A 25,738-nucleotide genomic window follows, 5' to 3' on the forward strand; every position below is an offset into this window, starting at 1 on the left:
GTTACAGCGTGGCGATGTAAGCCGGTGGCGAGTGCAGGTCGCAATTGCGCCCGGCCTTGGCCACTTGGCCGGGGAGTTCATGCCCTAGCAAGGCCGGCAAGCGACGGGACATTTGCAACAGGTGCGGCAAGTCGATGCCGGTGTGAATGCCGACCTCCTCGCACAGGTTGACCAAATCTTCGGTACAGATATTGCCCGACGCACCCGGCGCAAACGGGCAACCGCCGAGGCCACCCAAGGCCGCGTCAAACCTTCGGGCTCCAGCCTCGTAAGCGGCCAGCACATTGCACAAACCCAGGCCACGGGTGTTGTGAAAATGCAGGGTCAAATCGCTGGCCGGCACCTGTTGCAGTACGCGCTTGACCAAACGTTCGACCTGACGCGGATTGGCCATGCCAGTGGTGTCGGCCAACGTGATGCCCTGAATGCCCAACTCGCGGTAAGCGTCGACAATGTGCAGCACGCGGTCTTCATCGATCTTGCCTTCGAACGGGCAGCCGAAAGTGGTGGCAATGCTGCCGTTAAGGCGCACCGGATGGTCGGCGGCAAAGCTGACGATATCGCCAAAGGCCGACAACGACGCCTCACAACGCATGCGCATATTCGCCAGGTTGTGGGTCTGGCTGGCCGACATCACCAGGTTCAGCTCATCGGCGCGCGACTCGACGGCGCGCTGGGCGCCCTTTAGGTTGGGAATAAGCGCCACATAGATCACACCGGCCCGGCGCTCAATGCCCTGGAACACCTGCTCGCCATCACGCAACGCGGGAATGGCTTTGGGCGACACGAACGAGCCCGCCTCGATCCGCGAAAAACCGGCCAGGGCCAGCGCGTTGATCAGCGCAATCTTGTCGGTGGTTTCAACCCAGGTCGGCTCGATTTGCAAGCCATCGCGCGGCGACACTTCCTGCACGATCAGCGCGTCGGAATAATCAGTGATCATTGCACCACTCCCGAGGTTTTCAGGCGTTGAATATCGGCGCCGGTAAGGCCCAGGCTGCCGAGGATGTCATCGGTATGCTGGCCCAGGGTCGGGCCTTGCCAGTTCACACCGCCAGGGGTTTCGGAAAGCTTGGGCACAATGCCAGGCATCTTCACCGACACGCCGCCGGGCAATTGGGCATTGAGCAGCATGTCGCGCGCCTGGTAGTGCGGGTCGCTGACGATATCGGCCACGGAATAGATGCGCCCGGCCGGCACCTCGGCGGCTTCGAGCGCGCTGAGCACTTGGTCGATAGGCAGGCTGCTGGTCCAGTGGGTAATGGCCGCGTCGAGCAACCCACTTTTAGCGGCGCGGCCGTCGTTGTGGGCAAACTCCGGTGCATCGGCCAGGTCGGCACGGCCGATGGTGTGCATCAGGCGCTTGTAGATCGGGTCGCTATTGCCCGCAATCACCACATAGGCGCCGTCGGCGGTCAGGTAGGTATTGGACGGTGCGATACCCGGCAAGGCGCCGCCACTGCGTTCACGCACATGGCCGAGCATGTCGTATTCGGGCACCAGGCTTTCCATCAGGTTGAACACACTTTCGGCCAGCGACACGTCGACAATCTGCCCCTCGCCCTGCCCGGTCTTGACCCGCAACAACGACATCAGCGCGCCAATCACCGCGTGCAGCGAGGCGAGCGAATCCCCCAGGCTCACACCCACCCGCGCTGGCGGCGAGTCGGGGTTGCCGGTGGTGTAGCGAATGCCGCCCATGGCCTCACCGATGGCACCAAACCCTGGGCGATCGCGGTAAGGCCCGGTCTGGCCGTAGCCGGAGATGCGCACCAGGGTCAGCTTGGGGTTCAGCACATGCAACACGTCCCAACCCAGGCCGAGTTTCTCCAGCCCGCCGGGGCGCAGGTTTTCGATCAGCACGTCGGCGTCGCCCAGCAATTGCTTGATCAGCCCCAGGCCTTCCGGGGACTTGAGGTCCAGGGCCAGGGACTTTTTGTTACGCGATTGCAGGTACCACCACAGCGACGTGCCTTCGTGCAGCTTTCGCCATTTACGAAGCGGATCGCCCTGGCCCATGGCTTCGATCTTGATCACCTCGGCGCCGAACTCGGCCAGCATCCGCGCCGCGAACGGCGCGGCAATCAGCGTGCCGATTTCAATCACCTTGATACCGCTCAACGGCGCCGTCATGGGGTGGTCCTCTTATTCTTGGAATGTGCAGCCAAGGCTAGAGGACAAGGAGGCGATAAATCCAACCGTCAGTTGGCAAGAAGCGTTCGCGAAATACGAACACTCAAGTAATCAAACAACAACCGACTCACCGGCGACAACTGCGCCTCATCACGCACCACCACAATCAAGCTGCGATCCGACCACGGGTCCGTCAGCGGCACTGCATGCAACCCCAAAGCGCGGCCGAACAGTTCATAGGCCTTTTGCGGCAGGATGCCGATGCCCATATTCGCCTGGACCATCCGGCACATCGCATCAAACCCCGGCACATGAATACGCAGGCGCAGCATCTTGCCGGCCTCGCGCGCTGCGGCATGGGTGCGCATATTGATCGAGCTGGCGGCGTGCAGGCCCACGTAATCACTGCCCAGGGTTTCCTCGAACGCCAGGGTTTGGCGTGCAGCCAAGGGATGCTCCGGCGGCATCAGCACTACCAGTTTGTCGTGGCGATACAACACACTGGGCAAGCCTTTGGTGTCGGTATCGCTGGAACAAATGCCCAGGTCCGCCACCCCGTCCAGCACACCCTGGACCACGCCTTTGCTGGGGCGCTCTTCCAGGTCGGTTTTCACTTCGGGATGCCGTTGAGAAAAATCGCGCAAGTCTTCCGGGAGGAACTGAATGATCGCCGACAGATTCGCCAGCATGCGCACATAACCGCGCACGCCGTGGCTGTGTTCGCCCAGCTCCAGGCCCATTTTTTCCACATTGAACAGCATCTGCCGTGCATGGTGCAGCAGGGTTTCGCCGGCGGCGGTCAGGTCCATGCCCTTGGCGCGGCGCACGAACAGGCTCACGCCCAGCACCTGCTCCAGCTCCATCAGGCGCTTGCTGGCCGCCGACACGGCGATGGCTTCACGGGCCGCAGCGCGGGTCAGCGTGCCTTCTTCAAACACCGCAACAAACAGTTGCAGGGTGATCAGATCAAGGCGACGCACCAGGCTCTTGTGCAGCATCAGCGCGGCTCGCTGGCCAGGCGATTGATCTCGGCCTGCTCCACCACGGCGTGCGGCGCGCCGTGACGCGCCGCCGCCAACATCGCCTGGCCGACGGTCTCGGTGCTCACCACCCAACTCGGTTTGATCCGGCGAAAAAACGACAGCAGCGGCCCGAGCACCGTATAGAAAGATTGATACAGCGGCGTCTTTGAACGCACGCCATGCAACGGCTGAATCACCCCAGGCCGAAACAGGTATACCGCCTTGAACGGCAGGCGCAGCAAAGCGTTTTCAGTCTTGCCCTTGACCCGCGCCCACATCGACTTGCCCGCTTCGGAACTGTCGGTGCCGGCGCCGGACACATAGATAAAGGTCATCTGCGGATTGAGCCGCGCCAAGGTGCTGGCCGCGACCAGGGTAAGGTCGTAGGTGAGGTGGGTGTACTTGGTTTCATTCATGCCCGCCGACGATACGCCGAGGCAGAAGAAGCACGCATCAAAGCCTTGCAGCAGGTTTTCCAGCGGCTGGAAGTCGAGCATATCGCTGTGCAATACCTGGTGCAGCTTGCCGTGTTCCTGGGTCAGCGGCGTGCGGCCCACAGCAACCACTTCCTGTACGTCAGCGGCCAGCAGGCACTCACGCAGCACGCCTTGGCCGACCATGCCGGTGGCGCCGAATAATAAAACTCTCATCAGGGGACCTCAGCGGCAAGCCGCAAGCTTCATGCTCAAGTTGAATACCGTTCCGCTTGTAGCTTAACGCTTGCCGCTTGCGACCGCCCCCTTTAGAACGCGCTGCGAAAGATCTCCTCAATTTGTCGCTGATCCGCGCGCCGTGGGTTGGTCAGCCCACAGGCATCCTTCAAGGCATTGGTGGCCAGCAGCGGAATATCCTGCAACTTGGCGCCCAGCTCGCGCAAACCGGCCGGGATCTCAACGTCATGGGCCAAGGCGCGAATCGCGGCGATGGCAGCCTGGGCGCCCTCTTCCGGGGTAATGCCCTTGATATCGGCGCCCAAGGCGCGCGCCACGTCGCTCAAGCGTTTGGCGCACACGCTGGCGTTGAAGCTTTGCACATGGGGCAGCAACACCGCGTTGCACACCCCGTGCGGCAGGTCGTAGAGGCCGCCGAGCTGGTGGGCCATGGCATGCACAAAACCCAGGGAGGCATTGTTGAACGCCATCCCGGCCAGGAACTGCGCGTAGGCCATGTTTTCCCGCGCGGCCTTGTCGCTGCCATCGCGCACCGCCAGGCGCAGGTTGGCGCTGATCAGCTCCATGGCCTTGATCGCGCAGGCGTCGGTGATGGGCGTGGCGGCCGTGGACACATAGGCTTCGATCGCATGGGTCAGCGCGTCCATGCCGGTGGCCGCTGTCAGCCCTTTGGGCATGCCGACCATCAGCGTCGGGTCGTTGACCGACAGCAGCGGCGTGACATTGCGGTCGACGATGGCCATTTTCACGTGGCGGGTTTCATCAGTGATGATGCAGAAACGGGTCATCTCGCTGGCCGTGCCGGCGGTGGTGTTGATCGCCACCAGTGGCAATTGCGGCTTGCTCGACTGGTCGACACCTTCATAGTCGCCGATATGCCCGCCGTTGGTGGCGCACAACGCGATGCCCTTGGCGCAGTCATGGGGCGACCCGCCGCCCAGGGACACGACAAAATCACAGGCCGTGGCCTCCAGCATCGCCAGGCCTTTCTCGACGTTTTCCACATTGGGGTTGGGCTTGGCGCCGTCGTAGATCACCGAGTCGATGTCCTGCATCGCCAGCTTCTCGGCGATCATACTGGCCACGCCGGCCTTGGCCAGCCCGGCGTCGGTGACGATCAGCGCCTTGCGAAAACCGTAGTTGCGGATGGCAATCATGGCTTCGTCGAGGCAGTCGGTGCCCATGATGTTGACGGCGGGAATAAAAAAGGTGCTGCTCATGGTCAATCCTCGGAGGCGGTATGCCGACAGAATCAACCGGTAACGCGTGGCGCATCTTGATCAGGATCAACGCACGCTCGTGATAAAGTCACCACCCAGCCGATTTCGAGTAGACCCGCCGCAATGAAGGATTTCCAGGATATTGACGCCCACCTTGAAGACTGGAGCGCACTGCGCAGCGCCATCGACTTCAATGGGATTCTGATCGGTAATGGCGCCAGCCGTGCGATTTGGGAAGACTTTGCCTACGACTCGCTGTTCGAAAACGCCCGCACCGTCGAAGAAAAACCCCTGAGCCCATCCGAACTCAGCGTGTTCGATGCGCTGCAAACCCGCAGTTTCGAGCAAGCGTTGGGCGCGTTGAAGACCACCAGCCGAGTCAACAAGGCGCTGGCGGTCAGCTCGGCGGCGCCGCGCAACCGCTACTACGCGATCAAGGAAGCGCTGATCAACACCATCCACGCCGTGCACATTCCGTGGCGCCTGGTGCAGCCGTCGACGCTGGCGACGATCAACACTGAGTTGAAGCACTACGCAACGGTATTCACCAGCAATTACGACCTGCTCAACTACTGGGCAATCCTGCACACGCCGGGCATCGACGACCTGTTCCGCAGCGCCGACGCCAGCTTCGACCTGCGTAACACGCGCACCGATGCCACACGTATCCTCTACCTGCACGGCGGCCTGCACCTGGTGCGCAACCTCGACGGCACCGCGCGCAAATTGCCGACCACCGACAGCACCTTGCTCAGCAGTTTTGCCATCAACAATACGATCAAGACCCTGGACGATGTGCCGCTGTTTGTCAGCGAAGGCAAGGTGGAGGAGAAGCTCAAGACCATTCGCAGCTCGGACTACCTGTCGTTCTGCTACGAGCAGTTGCTGAGTCATGAGGGCGCGCTGTGCATCTTCGGTCATGACCTGGGGCCGCAGGATCAGCACCTGGTGGATGCGCTTCGCCAAGCCAAACTGACGACGCTGGCGATTTCGGTGTCGGGGCGCAGTGACGGGTTTATCCGCCAGCAGAAGCGTCGGTATTCGCAGTTGTTTGACGGCAGCGGCGTGGAGCTGAAGTTCTTTGCGGCGCGTACGCATACGTTGGGTAATGCCGCACTCTCGGTGCCCGTCGAACGCTGATCCACTGAACAAAGAAGATCAACTGTGGGAGCTGGCTTGCTCGCGAATACGGTGTGTCAGCTCCACATAAGTTGACTGATATACCGCATTCGCGAGCAAGCCCGCTCCCACATTGACGGTGTTCCAACCTGGGAACACAGTCACTCGTCGCTGCTGTGCACCACCACCAGCAACTGCGCCTGCACCTGTCCCACCGAGCGAATCCGGTGAGGTTTCTGTGCATTGAAATGCAGCGCATCGCCCCGCTCCAGAATCACCCGCTCATTCATAAAGTCCACTTCCACCTGGCCTTCATGCACAAACAAAAACTCCTCGCCCAGATGCTCCTTGAAGGTCTTGTCAGTGAACTCCGCCGGCGGGTAGATGATGAACGGCAGCAGGCTGCGCTCGCTGACCTGATGGGCCAGCACCGCATAACCCGGCGCGGTGTCGGGGCGTTCGTGGCTGCGCACCAGGCTGTAGCTGTCGAGGCTGACGTTGTCTTCGCTGAACAGTTCTTCGACCTTCACGTTCAATGCCTTGGCCAGTTTCAGCGCGGCGGCGATCGACGGCGTGTTGAGCCCACGCTCGACCTTGGACAGATAACTCTTGGTCATTCCGGACTTTTCGGCCAGGGACTCCAGGGTTACGCCAAGTTTTTTTCTCAATAATTTCAAACGGATAGACATGTGCTGCGGTTAATCCCTGCAGAAAAGGCAGAATCATGCTTGCTAATGACACAATGTGTCATATAGCATCTTTAGTGTCATTTGCTCTAACCCAAAGGACACCGATATGGCCAAGACATTAGCACTTCCAAAAGACCAACTGGTCAAGCAAGCACTGATCCAGATGCAAAACAGCCTGGCGGATAATACGTGGACCGACCGGCAAAAGCTGGCGCTCACTTGCCGCATCCTGTTCGAACACGGCCACGACTCCGGCCTAGCCGGGCAGATCACCGCACGTGGGCCAACGCCTGGCACCTATTACACTCAGCAACTGGGTCTGGGTTTCGATGAAATCACCGCCAGCAATCTGTTGCTGGTCAACGAGGATCTTGAAGTACTCGAGGGGCATGGCATCCCCAACCCGGCCAACCGTTTTCACACCTGGGTGTACCGTGGGCGGCCGGACGTGAACTGCATCATCCATACGCACCCCACGCATATTGCCGCGCTGTCGATGCTCGAAGTGCCGCTGCAGGTGTCGCATATGGACCTGTGCCCGCTGTACGAAGATTGCGCCTTCCTGGAAGCCTGGCCGGGCGTGCCGGTGGGCAATGAAGAAGGCGAGATCATCACCACGGCCCTGGGCGACAAGCGCGCAATTCTGCTCTCGCACCACGGCCAATTGTCCACCGGCGCGAGCATCGAGGAAGCCTGCGTCATCGCGCAGTTGATCGAACGGGCGGCCAAGTTGCAGTTGCTGGCAATGTCGGCGGGCACCATCAAGCCAATCCTGCCCGAGCTGGGTCGCGAGGCCCATGACTGGATCTCCAAGCCCAAGCGCCATGGCGCCGCGTTCAACTACTACGCCCGGCAGAACCTGCGCAAACACGCCGATTGCCTGAACTGATTGCCCTTTTTCAAGCGGAGACTTCCCATGCCCAACCCTACTATTCACGGCATCATCGGCTACACCATCACCCCGTTCAGCGCCGACGGCCAGCGCATTGACCTCGACGCCCTCGGCCGCTCCATCGACCGCCTTATCGACAGCGGCGTACACGCCATCGCACCTTTGGGCAGCACCGGTGAAGGCGCGTATTTAAGCGATGCGGAGTGGGATGAGGTCAGCGCCTACAGCCTTGCAAAAATCGCCAGGCGCGTACCCACTGTTGTCAGCGTGTCTGACTTGACCACCGCCAAGGCCGTGCGTCGCGCGCGGTATGCCGAAGCCAATGGCGCCGATGTGGTGATGGTGCTGCCGGCCTCGTACTGGAAACTCAGCGAAGCCGAAATCCTCGCCCACTACGCCGCGATTGGCGACAGCATCGGCGTGCCGATCATGCTCTACAACAACCCGGCTACCAGTGGCACGGACATGTCGGTGGACTTGATCCTGCGCATCGTCAAACAGGTGGCGAACGTGACCATGGTCAAGGAAAGCACCGGCGATGTTCAGCGCATGCACCAGTTGCATCGCCACAGCGACGTGCCGTTCTACAACGGCTGCAACCCGCTGGCGCTGGAAGCCTTCGCCGCAGGCGCCAAGGGTTGGTGCACGGCAGCGCCGAACCTGATCCCGCAGTTGAATCTGGATTTGTACAACGCGGTGCTCGCCAATGACCTGACCCTCGCGCGGGAACTGTTCTATCGCCAGTTGCCGTTGCTGGAGTTCATCCTCAAAGGCGGTTTGCCCGCGACGATCAAGGCCGGGTTGCGGCTGACCGGGCTGGAGGTGGGCGATCCGCGCTTGCCGGTGTTCCCGCTGAGTGAGGCAGGCATCGAACAGCTGAAAGCATTACTGCGCTAAAACCGCGGTCCCCTGTGGGAGCTGGCTCCCACATTTTTGATCCCATGAACCCGTTACATAGAGACAAATGACAATAGTTCTCGATATCATTCACGACTTTTCTACATCGTGCTTCGTCAAGAAGGATATCCATGTCTCGTCCCAAGCCCGACCCGTTGTCGGCCGATGCCTTTCGCGGGTTTTATGCAGACATCCTGCATTTCCTGCGCAAACGCACGGACAACGCCAGCGACGCGGCGGACATGACCCAGGATGTCTTTACCCAATGGCTCGACTACCGCGACCGCGCCAAGGTTGAGCAGCCACGGGCGTTTCTGTTCCAGATGGCGCGCAACCTGTTGCGCGATCACTGGCGCAAACAGAAGGTACGCCAGAGCGCCCATTCCGACCCGGCCGACGCTGACACGGAGCCGCTTACCGACGCGCAAAACGACCCCATGGCCGCCGCGCAGCGCCTGCAACGCCTGGAACAGTTGAAAGAAGTCCTCGCCGAACTCTCGCCCCGCAGGCGAGAAGCCCTTATGCTGCACCGCTTCGAAGGCTTGAGCCAGGCGCAGATCGCCGAGCGCATGGGCATTTCGACCAGCATGGTAGAAAAGCACATCGCTTTTGCCCTGCTGCATTGCAAGCGACGCCTTCAACCAGAACCCGGCACGGAGCAGCCAGAATGAACCGCCTGAGCGACATCGACGCCCTGGATATCGAGGAAAGCGACTCCATCGATGCCCAAGCCGCCAGCTGGTTTGCCCGCAACCGCAATGGCGCCGCGCGTGCCGAGCGCAAAGCCTTTGCTGCCTGGCAGGCAACGCCCGCTCATGCCCGCGCCTATGCCGAATTCGAACAACTGTGGGACGACCTCGCCCAGTTGCAGCAACTGAACAAACCCGTACCGCTGCCCCAGCGCAAACCCTCCCTATTGCGCCCAGCCCTGGCCGTGGCCGCCGCACTGGTGTGCGCCGTGCTGGCGACGAATATCGGTGCGCCCCGCGAGCTCTATCACAGCCAGATTGCCGGGCACGCCAAAGGCATGCGCACCCTCGCCCTGCCTGACGGCAGCACGCTGTATGTGAACGCCAACACCCACCTGCGCGCGGATTTCAACGCGCATCAGCGCATCCTGCACCTGGACAAGGGCCAGGTCTTTATCGAAGTTGCCACCGACAAAGAGCGCCCGCTCTACGTGCAAGCCGGCGAGGCGAATGTGCGGGTGGTCGGCACCGGGTTTGACATACGGCGCAGCCAGCAACAACTGGTGGTCAGCGTTGCCCACGGCCAGGTCGCCTTCGAGCCGGACGCCAAGAGCCCGGTGGCGCTGCTTGGCGCCCAGCAACGCGCCACGTACAGCTACGCCAAGGGCACCGTGCAGCAGCAGACACTCACCACCGAAGAAGTGGCCGATTGGCGCAGCGGGCACCTGTCGTTTCGCAATCGCGAGTTGGCCAGCCTGATCGATGAACTGAGCCTCTATCGGCCTCAAGCGCCCTTGCAGGTCAACAAAGCCGTGGCGCAACTGAAGATCTCGGGCAATCTGGATGTGAACGACCCGGATGCCCTGCTCAGCGCCCTGCCCGCGCTGCTGCCGGTTAAAACCGTGGCCTCGGCCGATGGCATCGTCCGAATCGAGCCGCTCAAGTAAGGCCTGCAAAAAACACACTTGAGAATATTTTGCATTCGCATGTGTGGTTTTTTGCAGCTGCCCCGTCTTCCTCCCGACTGTGTTGGATACGCACACCTTTTTGGCTATTTAGCCGCCCCGGGGGATTTCATGTTTCGCGCGCCTTGCCACGCTTCGCACCTGTTGCTTCGACCGACCCTGATTGCCAGTTGCATGGCCTTGAGCCTCAGCGCCCAGGCCGAGTCGCTTACGCTGCAACTGCCCGCCCAATCGCTGGCCACGTCCCTGAGCTTTGTCGCGCAGCAGGCGAAAATCCAGCTGTTGTTCGATGAGACACTGCTCAAGCACGTGCAGGCGCCGGCGCTCAGCGGTGAATTCAGCCCGGAAGTGGCGATTCGCACTTTGCTGAAAAACGGCGAGTTCACCCTGATCAAAGTCGGCACCACCTACGTGGTGCGCCCCGACGAGGGCAAGACCAACCACAGCGGCGCCATCCAGCTCGATGCCCTCAGCGTGATCGGCACCGGTAACGAAGTCGACTCCAGCACCGTCAACCGCTCGACCATGACCCAGGCCGACATTGACCGCTACCAGTCCAACAACATCCCCAGTCTGTTGCAGACCTTGCCCGGCGTGAGCCAGGGCGGCTCACTGAAACCTGGTGGCCAGACCATCAATATTCGTGGTTTCGGCGATGCCGAAGACGTGCCAATGACTGTCGACGGCGCCACCAAGACCGGCTTTGAGCGCTACCAGCAAGGCACGGTGTTTATCGAGCCCGAGCTGATCAAGAGCATCGAAGTCGAGAAAGGCCCCAACTCGCCGTTCACCGGCAACGGCGGCTTTGGCGGCACGGTCAACATGACCACCAAGGATGCCCCGGACCTGCTGCAAGACGGTCGCAACAGCGGCGCAATGCTCAAATACGGCTACTCCAGCAATGACCACGAACAGATCTACAGCAGTGCAGTATATGGCCGCACCGACGACGGCCGTTTCGACGCGCTGGCCTACCTGACCCAGCGCGATGGCGGCGACATGAAGGTGGCCGGCAAACTGCCCAACGACAACAACCAATACCCGGTCAACCCGCAGCGCCTGCCCAACAGCGCCCAGGATGTGGACGGTAAACTGTTCAAGGTCAACGCCCACTTCACCGAGGAGCACAGCGTTGGCCTGTCTTACTCACGCTCCCATAGCAACCGCTGGACACCGTTCTCCGCCGCCAGCTACCCGACGCCGCCGACCCAGGCCAACATCGACCGCTACGGTTACGAAAACGCGCTGAAGCGTTTTTTAGCCCAGCGTGACACCACCGACACCACCTGGTCGGGCAAGTACGAATACACGCCGGTGAATAACCCGCTGATCGACCTGACCGTCAAATATTCCCAGTCCAACACCGACCAGACCGACGAGCGCGACGCCACTGCGTTTTTCCAATTGGCCACCGGCGGGCGCAAGATGGACACCGCCTACACCGACAAGAACCTCGACGTCCGCAACGTCAGCCTGTTTGACACCGGCCCCTTGCAGCATGCGCTGACCGTCGGCGGGCAGATCCGCAAGCACATCCGCGAAACCGAGATGTGGATGCCAGGCACCACCTACAACACTGCGCGCTACAACTACGGCCGCTTCCAGCCGGGCTTCATGCCCCACGGCAAGGTCGACACCAACAGTTTCTTTGTCCAGGACGCGGTCACCGTGGGCGACGTGACCATCACCCCGTCGCTGCGCTATGACCATGTGCGCAACCGTGGCGAAGGTAACGATGCGCCGTACTACAACAACCCGGATCCGTCCTTCGGCCACGACTACAGCGACCGCACCTACACCGGCTGGTCGCCGCGCCTGGCGCTGTTCTGGAACGTCACGCCGAACCTGGGGCTGTTCGCCAACTGGAGCAAGACCTGGCGTGCGCCGGTGATCGACGAGCAATATGAAGTACAAGGCCTGGGCAGCCGCACCGCCACCAGCGTCGACCTCGACCCGGAGCGCATCACCTCGATCACCCTGGGTGGCGTTACCAGCTTCGACAACCTGATCGCCCAGGACGATAACCTGCAGGTACGCGCCACCCTGTTCCACAACAAAGTCGAAGACGAAATCTTCAAGGCCACCGGCGTCGGCTGCCAGAACCAGGCCGTCAACGGTGGCACCATTGCCAACGCGTGCCCGCCGGGGGCGATGTCCAACTACCGCAATATCGGCGGCCTGACCATCAAGGGTTTTGAGCTCGAATCCTTCTACAACTCCACCTACCTGTTCGGCTCGGTGTCGTTCGCCTACGCCAAGGGCGAACACGAAGGCGCCTACACCAACCCATGGGGCCCGGACGTGCCGGCACGTGATATTCCACCGACCAAATGGGTGCTGGTGCTGGGTACCAATATTCCGGCCTGGGATGCCCAGGTGGGCTGGATGGGCCAGTTCATTGGCGCCACCGATCGCTTGCCGAGTGACAAATACTCCGGCGGCCCGGGCAGCAGTCTGGGCGACCTGTTCTACGACCAGTACGGCAACAAGGCCTACAACACCCAAGGCCTGTTCGCCAAATGGAAGCCGCAACAGGCCTACCTCAAAGGCACCGAGGTGAACTTCACCGTGGACAACCTGTTCAACAACAACTTCCGCCCGGCTTTGAGCGGTGATCGCGCCTATACCAAGGGCCGCGATGCGAAGGTCAGCATTACCCGGTTCTTCTAAGTGTGGGAGCTGGCTTGCCTGCGATGCAGACACCTCGGTAAATCAGTTACACCGAGGTGATGCTTTCGCGAGCAAGCCCGCTCCCACACAGGCCAGCTCCACATAACATCAACTGTACGGATAAATCTGCGACCAGCTGTAGGCCCGCAATCGGCGGGGGTTGTGGCTAGATGGGCTTCCCTTGAAGCCCTCCAGATTCTGGTCCCCACTCATGAGCTCGCGCGAAAATACCGGCATGGCCCTCGGCCTGCTGGGCGTCGTTATCTTCAGCCTGACATTGCCCTTCACTCGCATTGTGGTGCAGGAAATCCACCCCTTGCTCAACGGCCTTGGCCGTGCGCTATTCGCGGCAATCCCGGCGGCGGCGCTGTTGCTGTGGCGCCGAGAAAGCTGGCCAACCTGGCGCCAGGTGCGCGGGCTGAGCCTGGTCATCCTCGGTGTGATCCTGGGCTTCCCCGTGCTCTCGGCCTGGGCCATGCAAACCTTGCCGGCGTCCCATGGTGCGCTGGTCAACGGTTTGCAGCCGCTGTGCGTAGCGCTGTATGCGGCGTGGCTGTCCCATGAGCGGCCGTCGAAAGCTTTCTGGGCCTGCGCGGCGCTGGGCAGTGCGCTGGTGCTGAGTTACGCGTTGATCACGGGCGCCGGCAGTATTCAAGCCGGGGATTTGTTGATGTTCGCTGCAATCGCCCTGGGCGGCCTGGGGTATGCCGAAGGCGGCCGGTTGGCCAAGGAGATGGGCGGCTGGCAAGTGATCTGCTGGGCGCTGGTGCTGTCGACGCCCGTATTGATCGGCCCGGTGTGGTACCTGGCCGCGCAGCACCAGGGCGCGATTTCCATGCACACCTGGTGGGCGTTTGGTTATGTGTCGCTGTTCTCGCAGTTCCTGGGGTTCTTTGCCTGGTACGCCGGGCTGGCCATGGGCGGCATTGCGCGGGTCAGCCAGATCCAGCTGTTGCAGATTTTCTTCACCATCGCGTTTTCGGCGTTGTTCTTTGGTGAACATATCGAGCCGATTACCTGGGTGTTTGCGTGTGGCGTGATCGTGACGGTGATGCTCGGGCGCAAGACGGCGGTGCAGCCTGCGCCGACCTCAAAGATGAATGCGGTCTGAATGTGTTCAGCCTAAATAACCATCCGCGCGCAGCAGGGTTTCCAGGCAGTGTTCGCTGATGTGGTAGAACGCCTTCAGCTCCTGGATTTTTTCCAACAGTTGCGCGTTGTCCACAGGCTCTGCCCGCTTGACCGCCAGAATCATCTTGTTCTTGTTGGTGTGTTCCAACGAGATGAACTCAAACACCTTGGTCTCATAGCCACAGGCCTCAAGGTACAACGCACGCAAGCTGTCGGTGACCATTTCCGCCTGCTGGCCCAAGTGCAGGCCGTATTGCAGCATCGGCTTGAGCAGCACGGGGCTCTGGATCTGCAGGCGGATCTGTTTGTGGCAGCACGGCGAACACATGATGATCGACGCACCGGAGCGTATGCCGGTGTGGATCGCGTAGTCGGTGGCGATATCGCAGGCATGCAGGGCGATCATCACCTCCAGTTCGCTGGGCGCCACGCTGCGCACATCACCACACTTGAACACCAGCCCCGGATGCTCCAGGCGCGCGGCGGCGGCGTTGCACAGGGTCACCATGTCTTCACGCAATTCCACGCCTGTCACCTCGCCCTCGGCCTTGAGGGTGTTGCGCAGGTAATCGTGGATGGCGAACGTGAGGTAGCCCTTGCCCGAACCGAAATCCGCCACGCGCACCGGCTGGTCGAGCTTCAACGGCGATGAGGTCAGCGCATGGCTGAACACTTCGATGAACTTGTTGATCTGCTTCCACTTGCGCGACATCGACGGGATCAACGCCTGCTTGGCGTCGGTGACACCCAGGTCAGCGAGGAAGGGTCGGCTCAAGTCGAGGAAGCGGTTTTTCTCGCGGTTATGTTCAGCCGAAGGCGCCTCGCGCAATTGCTGCGGCTTGCTTTTGAACAGCGAGCTTTTGTTCTTTTTGCTGTATTCCAGTTGGGCTTCGTCGGTCAGCGACAACAGGTGCGCATTCTTGAACGACGCCGGCAGCAGCGCAGCAATCGCCGCCACGCCGTCGGCCAAAGGGAAGTTCTTGGTGATGTCACGGGTCTTGTAGCGATAGACAAAGGACAGGCACGCCTGCTCCTTGACCGTCACAGACTTGATGATCAGCCGCTGCAACTCGGCCTCTTCGCCGACGTACTTGGCCAGCACCAGCTTGATAAACGCGTTCTGCGCGAGGCTTGCGCTCAGCAGTTCGATGAACTGGGCGTGATGATCCGGCGCAGGGCTGGCAGGTTGAACGGTGACAGACATGAACAAAAACGCCTCGGGCAAAGAATGCCGGGCATTTTAGGGGGGATGAAGGTTTAGGGCACGGGGTTATTTGATCAACGGTCAAATCCCATGGGCTGCACAGAACCCATGTGGGAGCGGGCTTGCTCGCGAATGCGCAGTGTCAGCCAACTTATATGGAGCTGACCCACCGCATTCGCGAGCAAGCCCGCTCCCACATTTAAAATTGCGTTGTCTGGAGTTACTCCAGCACGATCAACCGGTTAGGCAACTCATTACGCGTCTGCGTCACCGGCACATGCACCTTTAGCAGCTCGCCACACGCTTCGATGCAATCAATAAACCCCGCCAGCGTCTGCCCCTGCTTCACCTGCTGGGTGAACGCCTTGACGATGCCATCCCAGCTGTCGTCATCCAGGTGCCTGGAAATACCGTCGTCCACCAGGATTTCCACATACCGCTCCGCCTCGCTGACAAAAATCAGCACGCCGGTGCTGCCCAGCGTGTGGTGCAGGTTTTGCTCCAGGAACTGTCGCCGCGCCAGGTTCGACGCGCGCCAGTGGCGTACCGAACGCGGGATCAAACGGGTGGTGACCTTGGGCAGGCGAAACACCAGGCACAGCACAATGAAGGTCGCCCATTGCGCCAACAGCAAGGTGTACATGGTCAGGTAACCCGACAGGTAGTGCACGATGCCCGGCACCACCAGGGCGATCAGGCTGGCCCACAGCAGCGGGATATAGGCGTAATCATCGGCACGCGCGGCCAGTACGGTGACCAGCTCGGCATCGGTGGTTTTTTCAACGCGTGCGATCGCTTCGGCGACTTGGCGCTGCTCGTGTTCAGTCAGTAATGCCATGGTTGTAGATGCTCTGTTCTAGTTATTGTCATTACCAGCCACCTGAGGCACCACCGCCGCCAAAACCACCGCCGCCGCCTCTGAAGCCACCACCGCCTCCCCCGCCACCGCCGCCGCCGCGCCCACTGCTGCTGAGGATCGCCAGCAGGATAGCGCCAACGGGCAGCCCCAGCCGATTACACAACCACAACACGCCGATCAACAGGATGAACAAGCCGATGGAAAGCCCCGGATTATCCTTGGCAAAATTCGCATCCGCCACATGGGCCGGCACGGCCAGCGGCTCGCCGCCCACCACCTGAATCATGGCCGCAACACCGTCGCTGATGCCCTGGCTGTAATCGCCGGCCTTGAACTTGGGCGCGATCACCTGGTTGATGATCACCCACGACTGCGCATCGGTCAGCACGCCTTCGAGGCCGTAGCCAACTTCGATGCGCAATTTGCGCTCATCACGGGCGACGATCAACAGCGCGCCATTGTCCTTGCCCTTCTGGCCGATGCCCCACTGGCGGCCCAATTGATAACCGTAGTCCTCAATGGGCACGCCTTGCAGGTCGGGCACGGTCACCACCACGATCTGGTCGCCCGAAGTTTGCTCCAGCGCCTGCAATTGCTGAGTCAACTGCGCACGTACCGCCGGGTCGATCATCTGCGCGCTGTCCACCACCCGCCCGGTCAAGGCCGGGAAGGTCAGCGCCGCCTGGGCCGCACCCACGCAGGCCAGCAGCCACAGTGCCAAGCCTATCCGTAATAAACGCATCGACACCTCAGAGAAGCCTTATTTGAACTTCACTTGCGGCGCTTTATCGGCGTCGGCACTGGTGGCCTCAAACGTAGCGCGGATCGGCAAGTCGCTGTACATCACGCTGTGCCACAGGCGGCCCGGGAAGGTGCGGATCTCGGTGTTGTAGGCCTGCACCGCCTGGATGAAGTCGCGACGGGCCACGGCGATACGGTTTTCGGTGCCTTCAAGCTGAGACTGCAACGCCAGGAAGTTCTGGTTGGCTTTGAGGTCCGGGTAGCGCTCGGACACCACCATCAAACGGCTAAGTGCACCGCTCAGGCCGTCCTGGGCTTGCTGGAACTGCTTGAGTTTTTCCGGGTTGTCGAGGGTGCTGGCATCCACCTGAATCGAGGTGGCCTTGGCTCGCGCTTCGATCACGGCAGTAAGGGTGTCTTGCTCATGGGCCGCATAGCCCTTGACCACTTCCACCAGGTTGGGAATCAGGTCGGCGCGGCGTTGGTACTGGTTCTGCACCTGGCCCCAGGCGGCCTTGGCCTGTTCGTCCAGGGTCGGAATGGTATTGATGCCGCAACCGCTCAGCACCGTGCTGATCAGTAGCAAAGCCGCGGCCTTGAAGCCCCAGCGGTAACTTTGTGCTGCTTGCATAGTGTTTCTCCTGCCCAATCTGAATGGAATGTGACGACTAACCCTATAAACCGCGCGCTTGGGGCATAATCCGCCACCACTGGATTGCGTCGAGCCAATCAGCTAAAAAGATGCCCAGCGCGAATAAGAGTTCACAAGTGTCGTGCATTTACTGCAATAACACTCGAACAACAACATAGGTTCCCCCACATTTTGGCAGACCGGCGCAATTTCGCTGTGCAGTAGCCGAAAAAGGATATTCATGAAAAAGCTGTGTTTGCTCGGCCTTGTTGCCACTCTGGCCAGTCATCCCGTATGGGCAGAAACAAAGCCTGCTGCGCTTAAAGACAAGGACGCCTTCGTCAGCGACCTGCTCAAGCAGATGACCCTGGATGAAAAGATCGGCCAATTGCGCCTGATCAGCATCGGCCCGGAAATGCCCCGCGAACTGATCCGCAAGGAAATCGCCGCCGGGCGCATCGGCGGTACCTTCAACTCGATCACCCGTCCGGAAAACCGTCCGATGCAGGACGCGGCCATGCACAGCCGGTTGAAGATCCCGATGTTCTTCGCCTATGACGTGATCCATGGTCACCGCACCATCTTCCCGATCAGCCTGGCCCTGGCCTCCAGCTGGGACATGGACGCCATCGGCCGCTCCGGGCGCATCGCCGCCCAGGAAGCCGCCGCCGACAGCCTCGACATCACCTTTGCGCCGATGGTCGACATCTCCCGCGACCCACGCTGGGGCCGCACCTCCGAAGGTTTTGGTGAAGACACCTACCTGGTCTCGCGCATTGCCGAAGTGATGGTCAAGGCCTTCCAGGGCGTAAGCCCGGCAAATGCCGACAGCATCATGGCCAGCGTCAAGCACTTCGCCCTGTATGGCGCGGTGGAAGGCGGTCGCGACTACAACGTGGTCGACATGAGCCCGGTCAAGATGTACCAGGACTACCTGCCGCCGTACCACGCGGCGATCAAGGCCGGTTCCGGCGGTGTGATGGTGGCGCTGAATTCGATCAACGGCGTACCGGCCACCGCCAACACCTGGCTGATGAACGACCTGCTGCGCAAAGACTGGGGCTTCAAAGGCTTGGCGGTGAGCGACCATGGCGCGATCTTCGAGCTGATCAAGCATGGCGTGGCCAAGGACGGGCGTGAAGCGGCCAAGCTGGCAATCAAGGCCGGCATCGACATGAGCATGAACGACTCGCTGTATGGCAAGGAACTGCCTGGGTTGCTCAAGTCCGGCGAAATCGAGCAAAGCGACATCGACAATGCCGTGCGCGAAGTGCTCGGCGCCAAGTACGACATGGGCCTGTTCAAAGACCCGTACCTGCGCATCGGCAAGGCCGAAGACGACCCGGCCGACACCTATGCCGAAAGCCGCCTGCACCGCAGCGATGCGCGCGATATCGCCCGCCGCAGCCAGGTCTTGCTGAAAAACCACAACAACACCCTGCCGCTGAAAAAAACCGCGACCATCGCGCTGGTAGGCCCGCTGGCCAAGGCACCGATCGACATGATGGGCAGTTGGGCTGCCGCGGGTAAGCCTGAGCAATCCGTCACGCTGCTGGACGGCATGAACGCTGTAATCGGCGACAAAGGCAAAATCATCTACGCCCGTGGCGCCAACATCACCAACGACAAGGCCGTGGTCGACTACCTCAACTTCCTCAACTTCGATGCGCCGGAAGTGGTCGACGACACCCGCCCTGCCCAGGTGATGATCGACGAGGCGGTCAAGGCCGCCAAAGCAGCCGACGTAGTGGTCGCGGCCGTAGGCGAGTCCCGTGGCATGTCCCACGAGTCCTCCAGCCGCACCGACCTGAATATTCCGCAAAGCCAGCGCGACCTGATCAAAGCGCTCAAAGCCACCGGCAAACCGCTGGTCCTGGTGCTGATGAACGGCCGCCCGCTGTCGATTGTGGATGAAAATAAAGAAGCTGACGCGATCCTGGAAACCTGGTTTGCCGGCACCGAAGGCGGCAACGCCATCGCCGACGTGCTGTTCGGTGACTACAACCCATCCGGCAAGCTGCCGATCACCTTCCCCCGCTCGGTGGGGCAGATTCCGACCTACTACAACCACCTGAGCATCGGCCGGCCGTTCACCCCTGGCAAGCCGGGCAACTACACCTCGCAGTACTTCGATGACGTTACCGGGCCGCTGTTCCCGTTCGGTTATGGCCTGAGCTACACCACATTCAGCCTGTCGGACATGGCGCTGTCGTCCACCACCCTGAACAAGACCGGCAAGCTCGACGCCAGCGTCACCGTGAAAAACACCGGCAAGGTCGATGGCGAAACCGTTGTGCAGTTGTATATCCAAGATGTGGCCGGCTCGATGATCCGCCCGGTCAAAGAGCTGAAGAACTTCCAGAAGGTCATGCTCAAGGCCGGTGAAGAGCGCACGCTGCACTTCACCATCACCGAGGAAGACTTGAAGTTCTACAACACCCAGCTCAAGTTCGCGGCGGAACCGGGTGAGTTCAATGTGCAGATCGGGTTGGATTCCCAGGACGTGCAGCAGCAGACGTTTGAGCTGCTCTGATCTAAAACTGTAAATGCGGCCAGTGTGGGAGCTGGCTTTTGTGGGAGCTGGCTTGCCTGCGATGCAGGCACCTCGGTGTGTCAGGTGTACTGAGGTGATGTTATCGCAGGCAAGCCAGCTCCCACATTTGATCTCAGTAGCCTGTTCAGCCGCGCCGATCCAGCAAGTTAACCACCAACCGATCAATCCAGCCCCACACCCGCTGCTTCACCCGCCGCCACAGTGGCCGCGCCTTCCACGCCTCGAGGCTCACCGCCTGGCTCTTTACAAAATCGCGCTCGAAACTGCCCGCCACCGCCAGGGTCAACTCTGGGTCCAGCGCTTCCAGGTTGGCCTCAAGGTTGAAGCGCAAATTCCAGTGGTCGAAATTGCACGAGCCGACGCTCACCCAATCATCCACCAGCACCATTTTCAGGTGCAAAAAGCACGGCTGGTATTCAAAGATCTGCACGCCAGCGCGCAGCAAACGCGGGTAATAACGGTGCCCGGCATAACGCACCGATGGGTGATCGGTGCGCGGGCCAGTGAGCAATAACCGCACGTCTACACCGCGCCCAGCCGCCCGGCGCAAGGCACGGCGTACACTCCAGGTCGGCAGAAAATACGGGGTGGCCAGCCAGATGCGCGATTTGCTGCTGTTCAGCGCGCGGATCAGCGACTGTAAAATATCGCGGTGCTGACGGGCATCGGCATAGGCCACGCGGCCCAGGCCAGGCCCGGTGGCGGGCACCTTGGGCAAACGCGGCAAACCGAAGTGGGTGGCAGGTTTCCACTCACGGCGCGCCGCGTTGGCGTGCCATTGGCGGTCGAACAATGCCTGCCAGTCCAGCACCAACGGGCCGCTGATCTGCACCATCACTTCATGCCAGTCGGCGATTTCTTGCCCTGGCGTCCAGAACTCATCGGTGACACCAGTGCCGCCGACCACGGCGATGTTCTGGTCGATCAGCAGCAGTTTGCGATGATCGCGGTACAGGTTGCGCATCCAGCGGCGCCAGCTCAGGCGATTGTAGAAGCGCAGTTCCACGCCCGCGTCAGTCAGACGTTTACGCAGCCCCAACGTGAAGGCCAGGCTGCCGTAATCATCAAACAGGCAGCGCACCTGCACGCCGCGCTCAGCGGCTTGCACCAATGCCTGAACCATGGCTTCGGCGCAGGCGCCAGCCTCCACCAGGTACAACTCCAGATCGACTTGCCGCTCAGCACGGGCAATGCCCACCAGCATCTGCGGGAAGAAACTCGGCCCGTCGACCAGCAACTCGAAGCGGTTGGCGCTGCGCCACGGGAACACTGCGCCGCTCATGTCAGCGCGCCGTGAAAATCAGCACCGCACCGACCGGCACCGACAAACTGATCGACGCCAAGCCGGCCGCCTTGCGCAGCGCCGCCACACCCGGCACTAAATCGAAATCCTCGGCATGCAGCACCACCGGTTCCAGGGTCACCACCTGAAAGCGCCGGTCATCCAGCCGCGTGGCGAGCAATTCGGCGCTGTAGGTCTGGGTCTTGCCATGCAAAGTCACTGACAGTGGCAGACGCAATTCAATTTGCGCGCCGGGGGCCAGGTCATTGATCGGTTGCAGATTAATCTGCGTGCTGATCTGCGCTTCGGGGAAGGTCTTGATCTGGAACAGATCATTGCGCATGCGCTCATCGCGCAGCGGAATGCCGCTGTTGATCGACTCCATCTCGACCTCAAGCTGCGCCGCGCCTTTGCTGTCGACCTTGCCGTGCAACACCAGGAAGCGATGCACCTCGGCAATCTCGGTGTTCTTGGTGGTGACGAACGACAGGCGCGAGGATTCGTTATCCAGGTACCAGTCGGCGTGAGCCGGCAAGGCGGCACACGTCAGCAGCGTGAAGGCCAGGGGTTTGAGATTGAACATATAAACTCATGGGGCAAAAAACCTGCACGAACCTTAAGCGCAATCTCACAAGCGGCGCAAATCCAATGTGGGAGCTGGCTTGCCTGCGATGACGGCGGCACAGCCAGCAGCAAGGGTGACTGACCTGCCGCTATCGCAGGCAAGCCAGCTCCCACAGGGTTCGGTGGTTGCCTTCAGATCAACGCCCGCTGCACATCGCGCACCGTCGCTTCGAGGCTGGCCATGTGCAGGTTCAATACGCGCTCCACCGGCGCCTGATGCATCGGCCAGTGCAACGCCATGCTGCCTACCAGCCGCCCATTGGCCTGCACCGGCAAGGCCACCGCACGAATCAGAAACGGCAGGCGCACCGGATATTCCCAATAGCCCTCAGTGCGCTGGCCAAACCCCTGGTGCTGGGTTTGCTCGCAGGTATGCACCTGCTCGTCAGCCGCCACATGATCGCGGCCCGCCAGACGCTGCACCTCTTCAACGGGCAATTGCGTCAGGCACGCCTTGCCCATCGCCGAATGAAACAGGCTGGCGTGCTGGCCGACGATCTGGCAATTGTTGGGGTACAGCTTGCGCAACACGCTGGGGATCGCGCTTTCCATGACTTCCAGGCGCTCACCATCAAAGCAGGATAAATCCACCACCAGCCCGGTGCGCTCGCTGAGTTCCAGCAGCCAGGGCGCGGCGCTTTCCACCACTTGGCGCTTGAAACGTTGCTGAGTGTCGCCGAACAAACGCTGGGCGCGCAGGCGGTAACGGCGGTCGCTGAGGCCGCGATAGACCCAACCCTGTTCCTGCAAGGTCAGCAACATGCGCGACACCGTGGCCTTGGGCAAGCGTGTGAGGTAGTGCAACTCCTCCAGCCCCAAGGCCTGGTGTTCGCCGAGCAACTCGACGATGGCGAGTGCGCGCTCAACCGAGCGTACCGTGCCTGTCTCCATGTTCGATCTCCCTGTTGCCGGTGGATGATCATTTTTCACAGCAAGATACAGGCCCGATCGCAGGTCAACTCGTCGATTCAAGGCACGTGGGCGGGCGCCGTTGTACCCATTGCGTCAGTTGTTCATGGGCATAAGCCAATTGCAACACTGCCCGGTCCGCCTGGGCCGGGCCGATAATCTGCAAGCCCATGGGCAAGCCTTGAGGATTAAAGCCCACCGGAATGCTCATGCTCGGCAAGCCTGCCAACGTAGGGCCGATCACCACTTCCATCCACCGGTGATAGGTGTCCATTTCGCGCCCGCCCACACGGCGCGGCCACGCCTGTTGTGCATCAAAAGGGAACACTTGAGCGGTGGGCAACAGCAGGAAATCGTAACGCTCAAACAGCTTGGCCAAGGCGCGATACCACTCGCTGCGGTCCACTGAAGCCTGATACACCTGCTGCGCGCTCAAGTCCCGCCCGCCCTCCACTTCCCATTGCGCTTCGGGTTTGAGCAACGCGCGTTTTTGCGGGTTGGCGTAGGCCGCACCGAGGTTGCCGTGTACCAACCAATGGCGATGCACCAGCCAGCAGCGCCATAGACGCGCCGGGGAAAACTCCGGCTGGCAGCTTTCAACCTCGCAGCCCAGCGCAGCAAAATCGCCAAGGGCCGATTCGCACAGGCTCATCACACCCTCGTCCATCGGCAGGTAGCCGTTGTAATCCCCCAACCAGCCCAGGCGTACACCTTTGAAATCGCGCTGCAACGGCTGGCCGAACACCGATGGATCGTCCTTGGATGAGAGCGGCACCCGTGGGTCGTAACCGGCCTGAATGCTCAATAGCGTCGCCACATCCGTCACACTGCGGCCCATCGGGCCTTCGGTGCCCAATTGCTGCACAAACAACTCTGGCATCGGCCCGTGGGGCACGCGCCCTTGGGACGGGCGCAGGCCGAACACGTTGTTGAACGCCGCCGGGTTGCGCAGCGAGCCCATCATGTCGCTGCCATCGGCCACCGGCAGCATGCGCAACGCCAGCGCCACCGCCGCCCCGCCGCTGCTGCCGCCGGCCACCAAGCTTGGGTCATAGGCATTGCCGGTGGTGCCGAACAGCGTGTTGTAGGTCTGTGAGCCGAGGCCGAACTCCGGCACGTTGGTCTTGCCGATAATAATTGCGCCGCTGGCCCGTACGCGCGCCACGCTGATCGCATCTTCGGTGGGCACGTGGTCGGCGAACAGCGGCGAACCGAGTGTGGTGCGCAAGCCCTTCGTAGCGGCCAAATCCTTGATCGCCTGGGGCATGCCGTGCATCCAGCCACGGGATTGGCCCTGGTCCAACTCACGATCACAAGCGCGGGCTTCGGCCAGCACTTCATCAGCATCGCGCAGCGACACCAGCGCATTCACACTCGGGTTAAAACGCTGGATCTGCGCCAGGTAGTCGCCCATCACTTCTTCACACGACACCTGCCGCGCATGGATCGCTTGCGACAGTTGCGTGGCATCCCAATCAACACGACTCAAGGCTTCACCTCATTGGAAAACGGCAGCGGTTTCTTTGCCCGTGGGGCTTCGTGCATGCAGTAAGTGCCCATCAACGTCAGCACGCAAGCGAACAGTACATAAAACGACGGCGCCACTGGCGTGCCGAGCACTTTAGTCAGCCAGGTCACGATCAACGGTGCGAAACCGCCGAACACCATGACAGCGACGTTATAGGCCACCGACACACCGGTCGACCTCACCTCAATCGGAAACTGCTCGGCCAGCGCCGTCGGTGCCGGGCCGAAAAACCCGCCGATGGCCGTGCACAGCAGCACTTGCATCACCAGTAAGCGCTCGATGGACGGCGCGGCGGCCACCCACACGTACAGCGGATAAACCATCACAAAGAACGCCAAGGTGAAGGCCATCAATACCGGCCGCCGCCCCAGATGATCCGAGAGCATGCCGGACAGCGGAATCACTACGGTCATCAGCGCCACCGCAAACATCTGCACCATCAGCACCTGGTCCAGCGGCAAACCGAGACTCTTGTGCGCGAAGGTCGGCATGTTCACCAGTACCACGTAGAACGACACCGTCGCCCCGCAGGCCAAGCCCATGGACACGAGGATGCTGCGCCGATGCTCGCGCAGCACGTCCATCAGGCTCGGCGCCGGGCCAGTCGCCTGTTTGCGTGCCTCGATAAATTCTTCCGGGTCTTCCAGGTGCCGGCGAATCCACAAGCCCACCGGGCCGATCAGCAAGCCCAGTACAAACGGCACGCGCCAGCCCCACAGGTCGAGGGTTTCGGGCGAAAAGAAGTGCGTGACCAGCGCCACCATCGCCGCGCCGCCAAACACCGCCAGGCATTGCCCCACCAACTGCCAGGAGCCATATAAACCCTTGCGATGAGCCGGTGCGCTTTCCACCAGAAACGCCGTGGCGCTCGCATATTCGCCGCCGGTGGCAAAGCCCTGAAGCATGCGCGCCACCACAATCAGCAACGGCGCACCCATGCCGATGGCGGCGTAATTGGGCGCGAAGGCGATCAGCGCGATAGACACGGTCATTAGCCGGATAATCAACTGCATCGCGGCCTTGCGGCCTTTGCGGTCGGCGTAGATGCCCAGCAGGATGCCGCCCACCGGGCGCATAAAAAAGCCCACGCCGAAGGTAGCCAAGGCCATCAGCAGAGAGGCGTATTCATCCTGAGACGGAAAGAATTGCCGGGCGATGATGCTGGCCAGAAAGCCGTAAACAATAAAGTCATACCATTCCAGCGCATTGCCGATCACGGCCGCCACCACCTGGCGGCTGCGCGATACGCCTGTGTTTGAAGTCTGCATGAGGAACACTCCATTCAACCGATAAGGGCAAGGGTCCAGC

Annotated in this window: 23 protein-coding genes; 8 read left to right on the top strand and 15 right to left on the bottom strand. The window is 61.1% G+C overall.

Annotated features, from left to right (window positions below; translation table 11 throughout):
• Position 1: 1 nt before the first annotated feature.
• The 5 genes from FFI16_RS19205 to yiaY form a co-directional block, all read right to left on the bottom strand.
• Positions 2-943 carry a hydroxymethylglutaryl-CoA lyase gene (locus FFI16_RS19205; RefSeq protein WP_138816349.1) on the bottom strand — a complete coding sequence of 314 codons (942 nt, stop codon included), beginning with the start codon at positions 941-943 and terminating at the stop codon, positions 2-4.
• Complete coding sequence (locus FFI16_RS19210) at positions 940-2,133, bottom strand: CaiB/BaiF CoA-transferase family protein (RefSeq protein WP_138816350.1); 1,194 nt, start codon at positions 2,131-2,133, stop codon at positions 940-942. The genes FFI16_RS19205 and FFI16_RS19210 overlap by 4 nt, the downstream gene beginning before the upstream one ends.
• 68 nt (positions 2,134-2,201) lie before the next feature.
• Complete coding sequence (locus FFI16_RS19215; protein WP_138816351.1) at positions 2,202-3,131, bottom strand: LysR family transcriptional regulator; 930 nt, start codon at positions 3,129-3,131, stop codon at positions 2,202-2,204.
• Positions 3,131-3,805 (bottom strand): NAD(P)H-binding protein, encoded by a 675-nt coding sequence (locus FFI16_RS19220; protein WP_138816352.1) that lies wholly within the window; start codon positions 3,803-3,805, stop codon positions 3,131-3,133. The genes FFI16_RS19215 and FFI16_RS19220 overlap by 1 nt, the downstream gene beginning before the upstream one ends.
• Positions 3,806-3,897: 92 nt before the next feature.
• Entirely contained in the window at positions 3,898-5,046 is a 1,149-nt protein-coding gene (gene yiaY / locus FFI16_RS19225; RefSeq protein ID WP_138816353.1) for an L-threonine dehydrogenase, read from the bottom strand.
• Positions 5,047-5,169: 123 nt separating this feature from the next.
• On the opposite strand from yiaY, the gene FFI16_RS19230 reads away from it, so the two are divergent.
• Positions 5,170-6,186, top strand: coding sequence for a DUF4917 family protein (locus FFI16_RS19230; RefSeq protein ID WP_138816354.1), 1,017 nt, complete (start codon positions 5,170-5,172; stop codon positions 6,184-6,186).
• A gap of 140 nt (positions 6,187-6,326) precedes the next feature.
• Here FFI16_RS19230 and FFI16_RS19235 read toward each other — a convergent pair whose 3' ends face one another.
• Entirely contained in the window at positions 6,327-6,854 is a 528-nt protein-coding gene (locus FFI16_RS19235; RefSeq protein ID WP_058421756.1) for a helix-turn-helix domain-containing protein, read from the bottom strand.
• Positions 6,855-6,960: 106 nt separating this feature from the next.
• Here FFI16_RS19235 and FFI16_RS19240 point away from each other — a divergent pair, with 106 nt between their 5' ends.
• From FFI16_RS19240 to FFI16_RS19265, 6 genes are all read left to right on the top strand, one after another.
• Positions 6,961-7,743, top strand: coding sequence for an aldolase (locus FFI16_RS19240; protein WP_056857421.1), 783 nt, complete (start codon positions 6,961-6,963; stop codon positions 7,741-7,743).
• Positions 7,744-7,770: 27 nt separating this feature from the next.
• Complete coding sequence (locus FFI16_RS19245) at positions 7,771-8,643, top strand: dihydrodipicolinate synthase family protein (RefSeq protein WP_138816355.1); 873 nt, start codon at positions 7,771-7,773, stop codon at positions 8,641-8,643.
• Positions 8,644-8,774: 131 nt separating this feature from the next.
• Positions 8,775-9,314 carry an RNA polymerase sigma factor gene (locus FFI16_RS19250; protein WP_138816356.1) on the top strand — a complete coding sequence of 180 codons (540 nt, stop codon included), beginning with the start codon at positions 8,775-8,777 and terminating at the stop codon, positions 9,312-9,314.
• A complete protein-coding gene (locus tag FFI16_RS19255; protein ID WP_138816357.1) occupies positions 9,311-10,279 on the top strand; it encodes a FecR domain-containing protein in 969 nt (322 codons plus the stop codon). Before FFI16_RS19250 ends, FFI16_RS19255 begins: the two co-directional genes overlap by 4 nt.
• 129 nt (positions 10,280-10,408) lie before the next feature.
• Positions 10,409-12,967 carry a TonB-dependent receptor gene (locus FFI16_RS19260; protein ID WP_138816358.1) on the top strand — a complete coding sequence of 853 codons (2,559 nt, stop codon included), beginning with the start codon at positions 10,409-10,411 and terminating at the stop codon, positions 12,965-12,967.
• 211 nt (positions 12,968-13,178) lie between these two features.
• Positions 13,179-14,078, top strand: a complete 900-nt coding sequence (locus tag FFI16_RS19265; protein WP_138816359.1) for a DMT family transporter — start codon at positions 13,179-13,181, stop codon at positions 14,076-14,078.
• Between the two features lie 6 nt (positions 14,079-14,084).
• On the opposite strand, the gene FFI16_RS19270 is transcribed toward FFI16_RS19265, so the two are convergent.
• From FFI16_RS19270 to FFI16_RS19285, 4 genes are all read right to left on the bottom strand, one after another.
• Positions 14,085-15,302 carry an SAM-dependent methyltransferase gene (locus FFI16_RS19270; protein WP_138816360.1) on the bottom strand — a complete coding sequence of 406 codons (1,218 nt, stop codon included), beginning with the start codon at positions 15,300-15,302 and terminating at the stop codon, positions 14,085-14,087.
• 220 nt (positions 15,303-15,522) lie between these two features.
• A complete protein-coding gene (locus FFI16_RS19275) occupies positions 15,523-16,140 on the bottom strand; it encodes a TPM domain-containing protein (protein ID WP_138816361.1) in 618 nt (205 codons plus the stop codon).
• A gap of 31 nt (positions 16,141-16,171) precedes the next feature.
• Entirely contained in the window at positions 16,172-16,903 is a 732-nt protein-coding gene (locus FFI16_RS19280) for a YgcG family protein (RefSeq protein WP_138816362.1), read from the bottom strand.
• A gap of 18 nt (positions 16,904-16,921) precedes the next feature.
• Positions 16,922-17,533 carry a LemA family protein gene (locus FFI16_RS19285; protein WP_138816363.1) on the bottom strand — a complete coding sequence of 204 codons (612 nt, stop codon included), beginning with the start codon at positions 17,531-17,533 and terminating at the stop codon, positions 16,922-16,924.
• A gap of 241 nt (positions 17,534-17,774) precedes the next feature.
• Here FFI16_RS19285 and bglX point away from each other — a divergent pair, with 241 nt between their 5' ends.
• Positions 17,775-20,066: a beta-glucosidase BglX gene (bglX, locus tag FFI16_RS19290; protein ID WP_138816364.1), complete on the top strand. Its 2,292-nt coding sequence runs from the start codon at positions 17,775-17,777 to the stop codon at positions 20,064-20,066.
• A gap of 145 nt (positions 20,067-20,211) precedes the next feature.
• Here the strand turns inward: bglX and FFI16_RS19295 are convergent, their stop codons facing one another.
• The 5 genes from FFI16_RS19295 to FFI16_RS19315 all read right to left on the bottom strand — a co-directional run bounded on the left by FFI16_RS19295 (position 20,212) and on the right by FFI16_RS19315 (position 25,698).
• Positions 20,212-21,369, bottom strand: coding sequence for a phosphatidylserine/phosphatidylglycerophosphate/cardiolipin synthase family protein (locus FFI16_RS19295; protein WP_138816365.1), 1,158 nt, complete (start codon positions 21,367-21,369; stop codon positions 20,212-20,214).
• Position 21,370: 1 nt separating this feature from the next.
• Positions 21,371-21,952, bottom strand: a complete 582-nt coding sequence (locus FFI16_RS19300) for a YceI family protein (protein ID WP_138816366.1) — start codon at positions 21,950-21,952, stop codon at positions 21,371-21,373.
• A gap of 173 nt (positions 21,953-22,125) precedes the next feature.
• Positions 22,126-22,884 (bottom strand): IclR family transcriptional regulator, encoded by a 759-nt coding sequence (locus FFI16_RS19305; RefSeq protein WP_017137263.1) that lies wholly within the window; start codon positions 22,882-22,884, stop codon positions 22,126-22,128.
• A gap of 64 nt (positions 22,885-22,948) precedes the next feature.
• Complete coding sequence (locus FFI16_RS19310; protein ID WP_138816367.1) at positions 22,949-24,391, bottom strand: amidase; 1,443 nt, start codon at positions 24,389-24,391, stop codon at positions 22,949-22,951.
• Positions 24,388-25,698, bottom strand: a complete 1,311-nt coding sequence (locus FFI16_RS19315; protein WP_138816368.1) for a citrate-proton symporter — start codon at positions 25,696-25,698, stop codon at positions 24,388-24,390. Before FFI16_RS19315 ends, FFI16_RS19310 begins: the two co-directional genes overlap by 4 nt.
• Positions 25,699-25,738 lie beyond the last annotated feature (40 nt).

Origin of the sequence: Pseudomonas sp. KBS0710, from assembly GCF_005938045.2 — a bacterium.
GTDB lineage: Bacteria > Pseudomonadota > Gammaproteobacteria > Pseudomonadales > Pseudomonadaceae > Aquipseudomonas.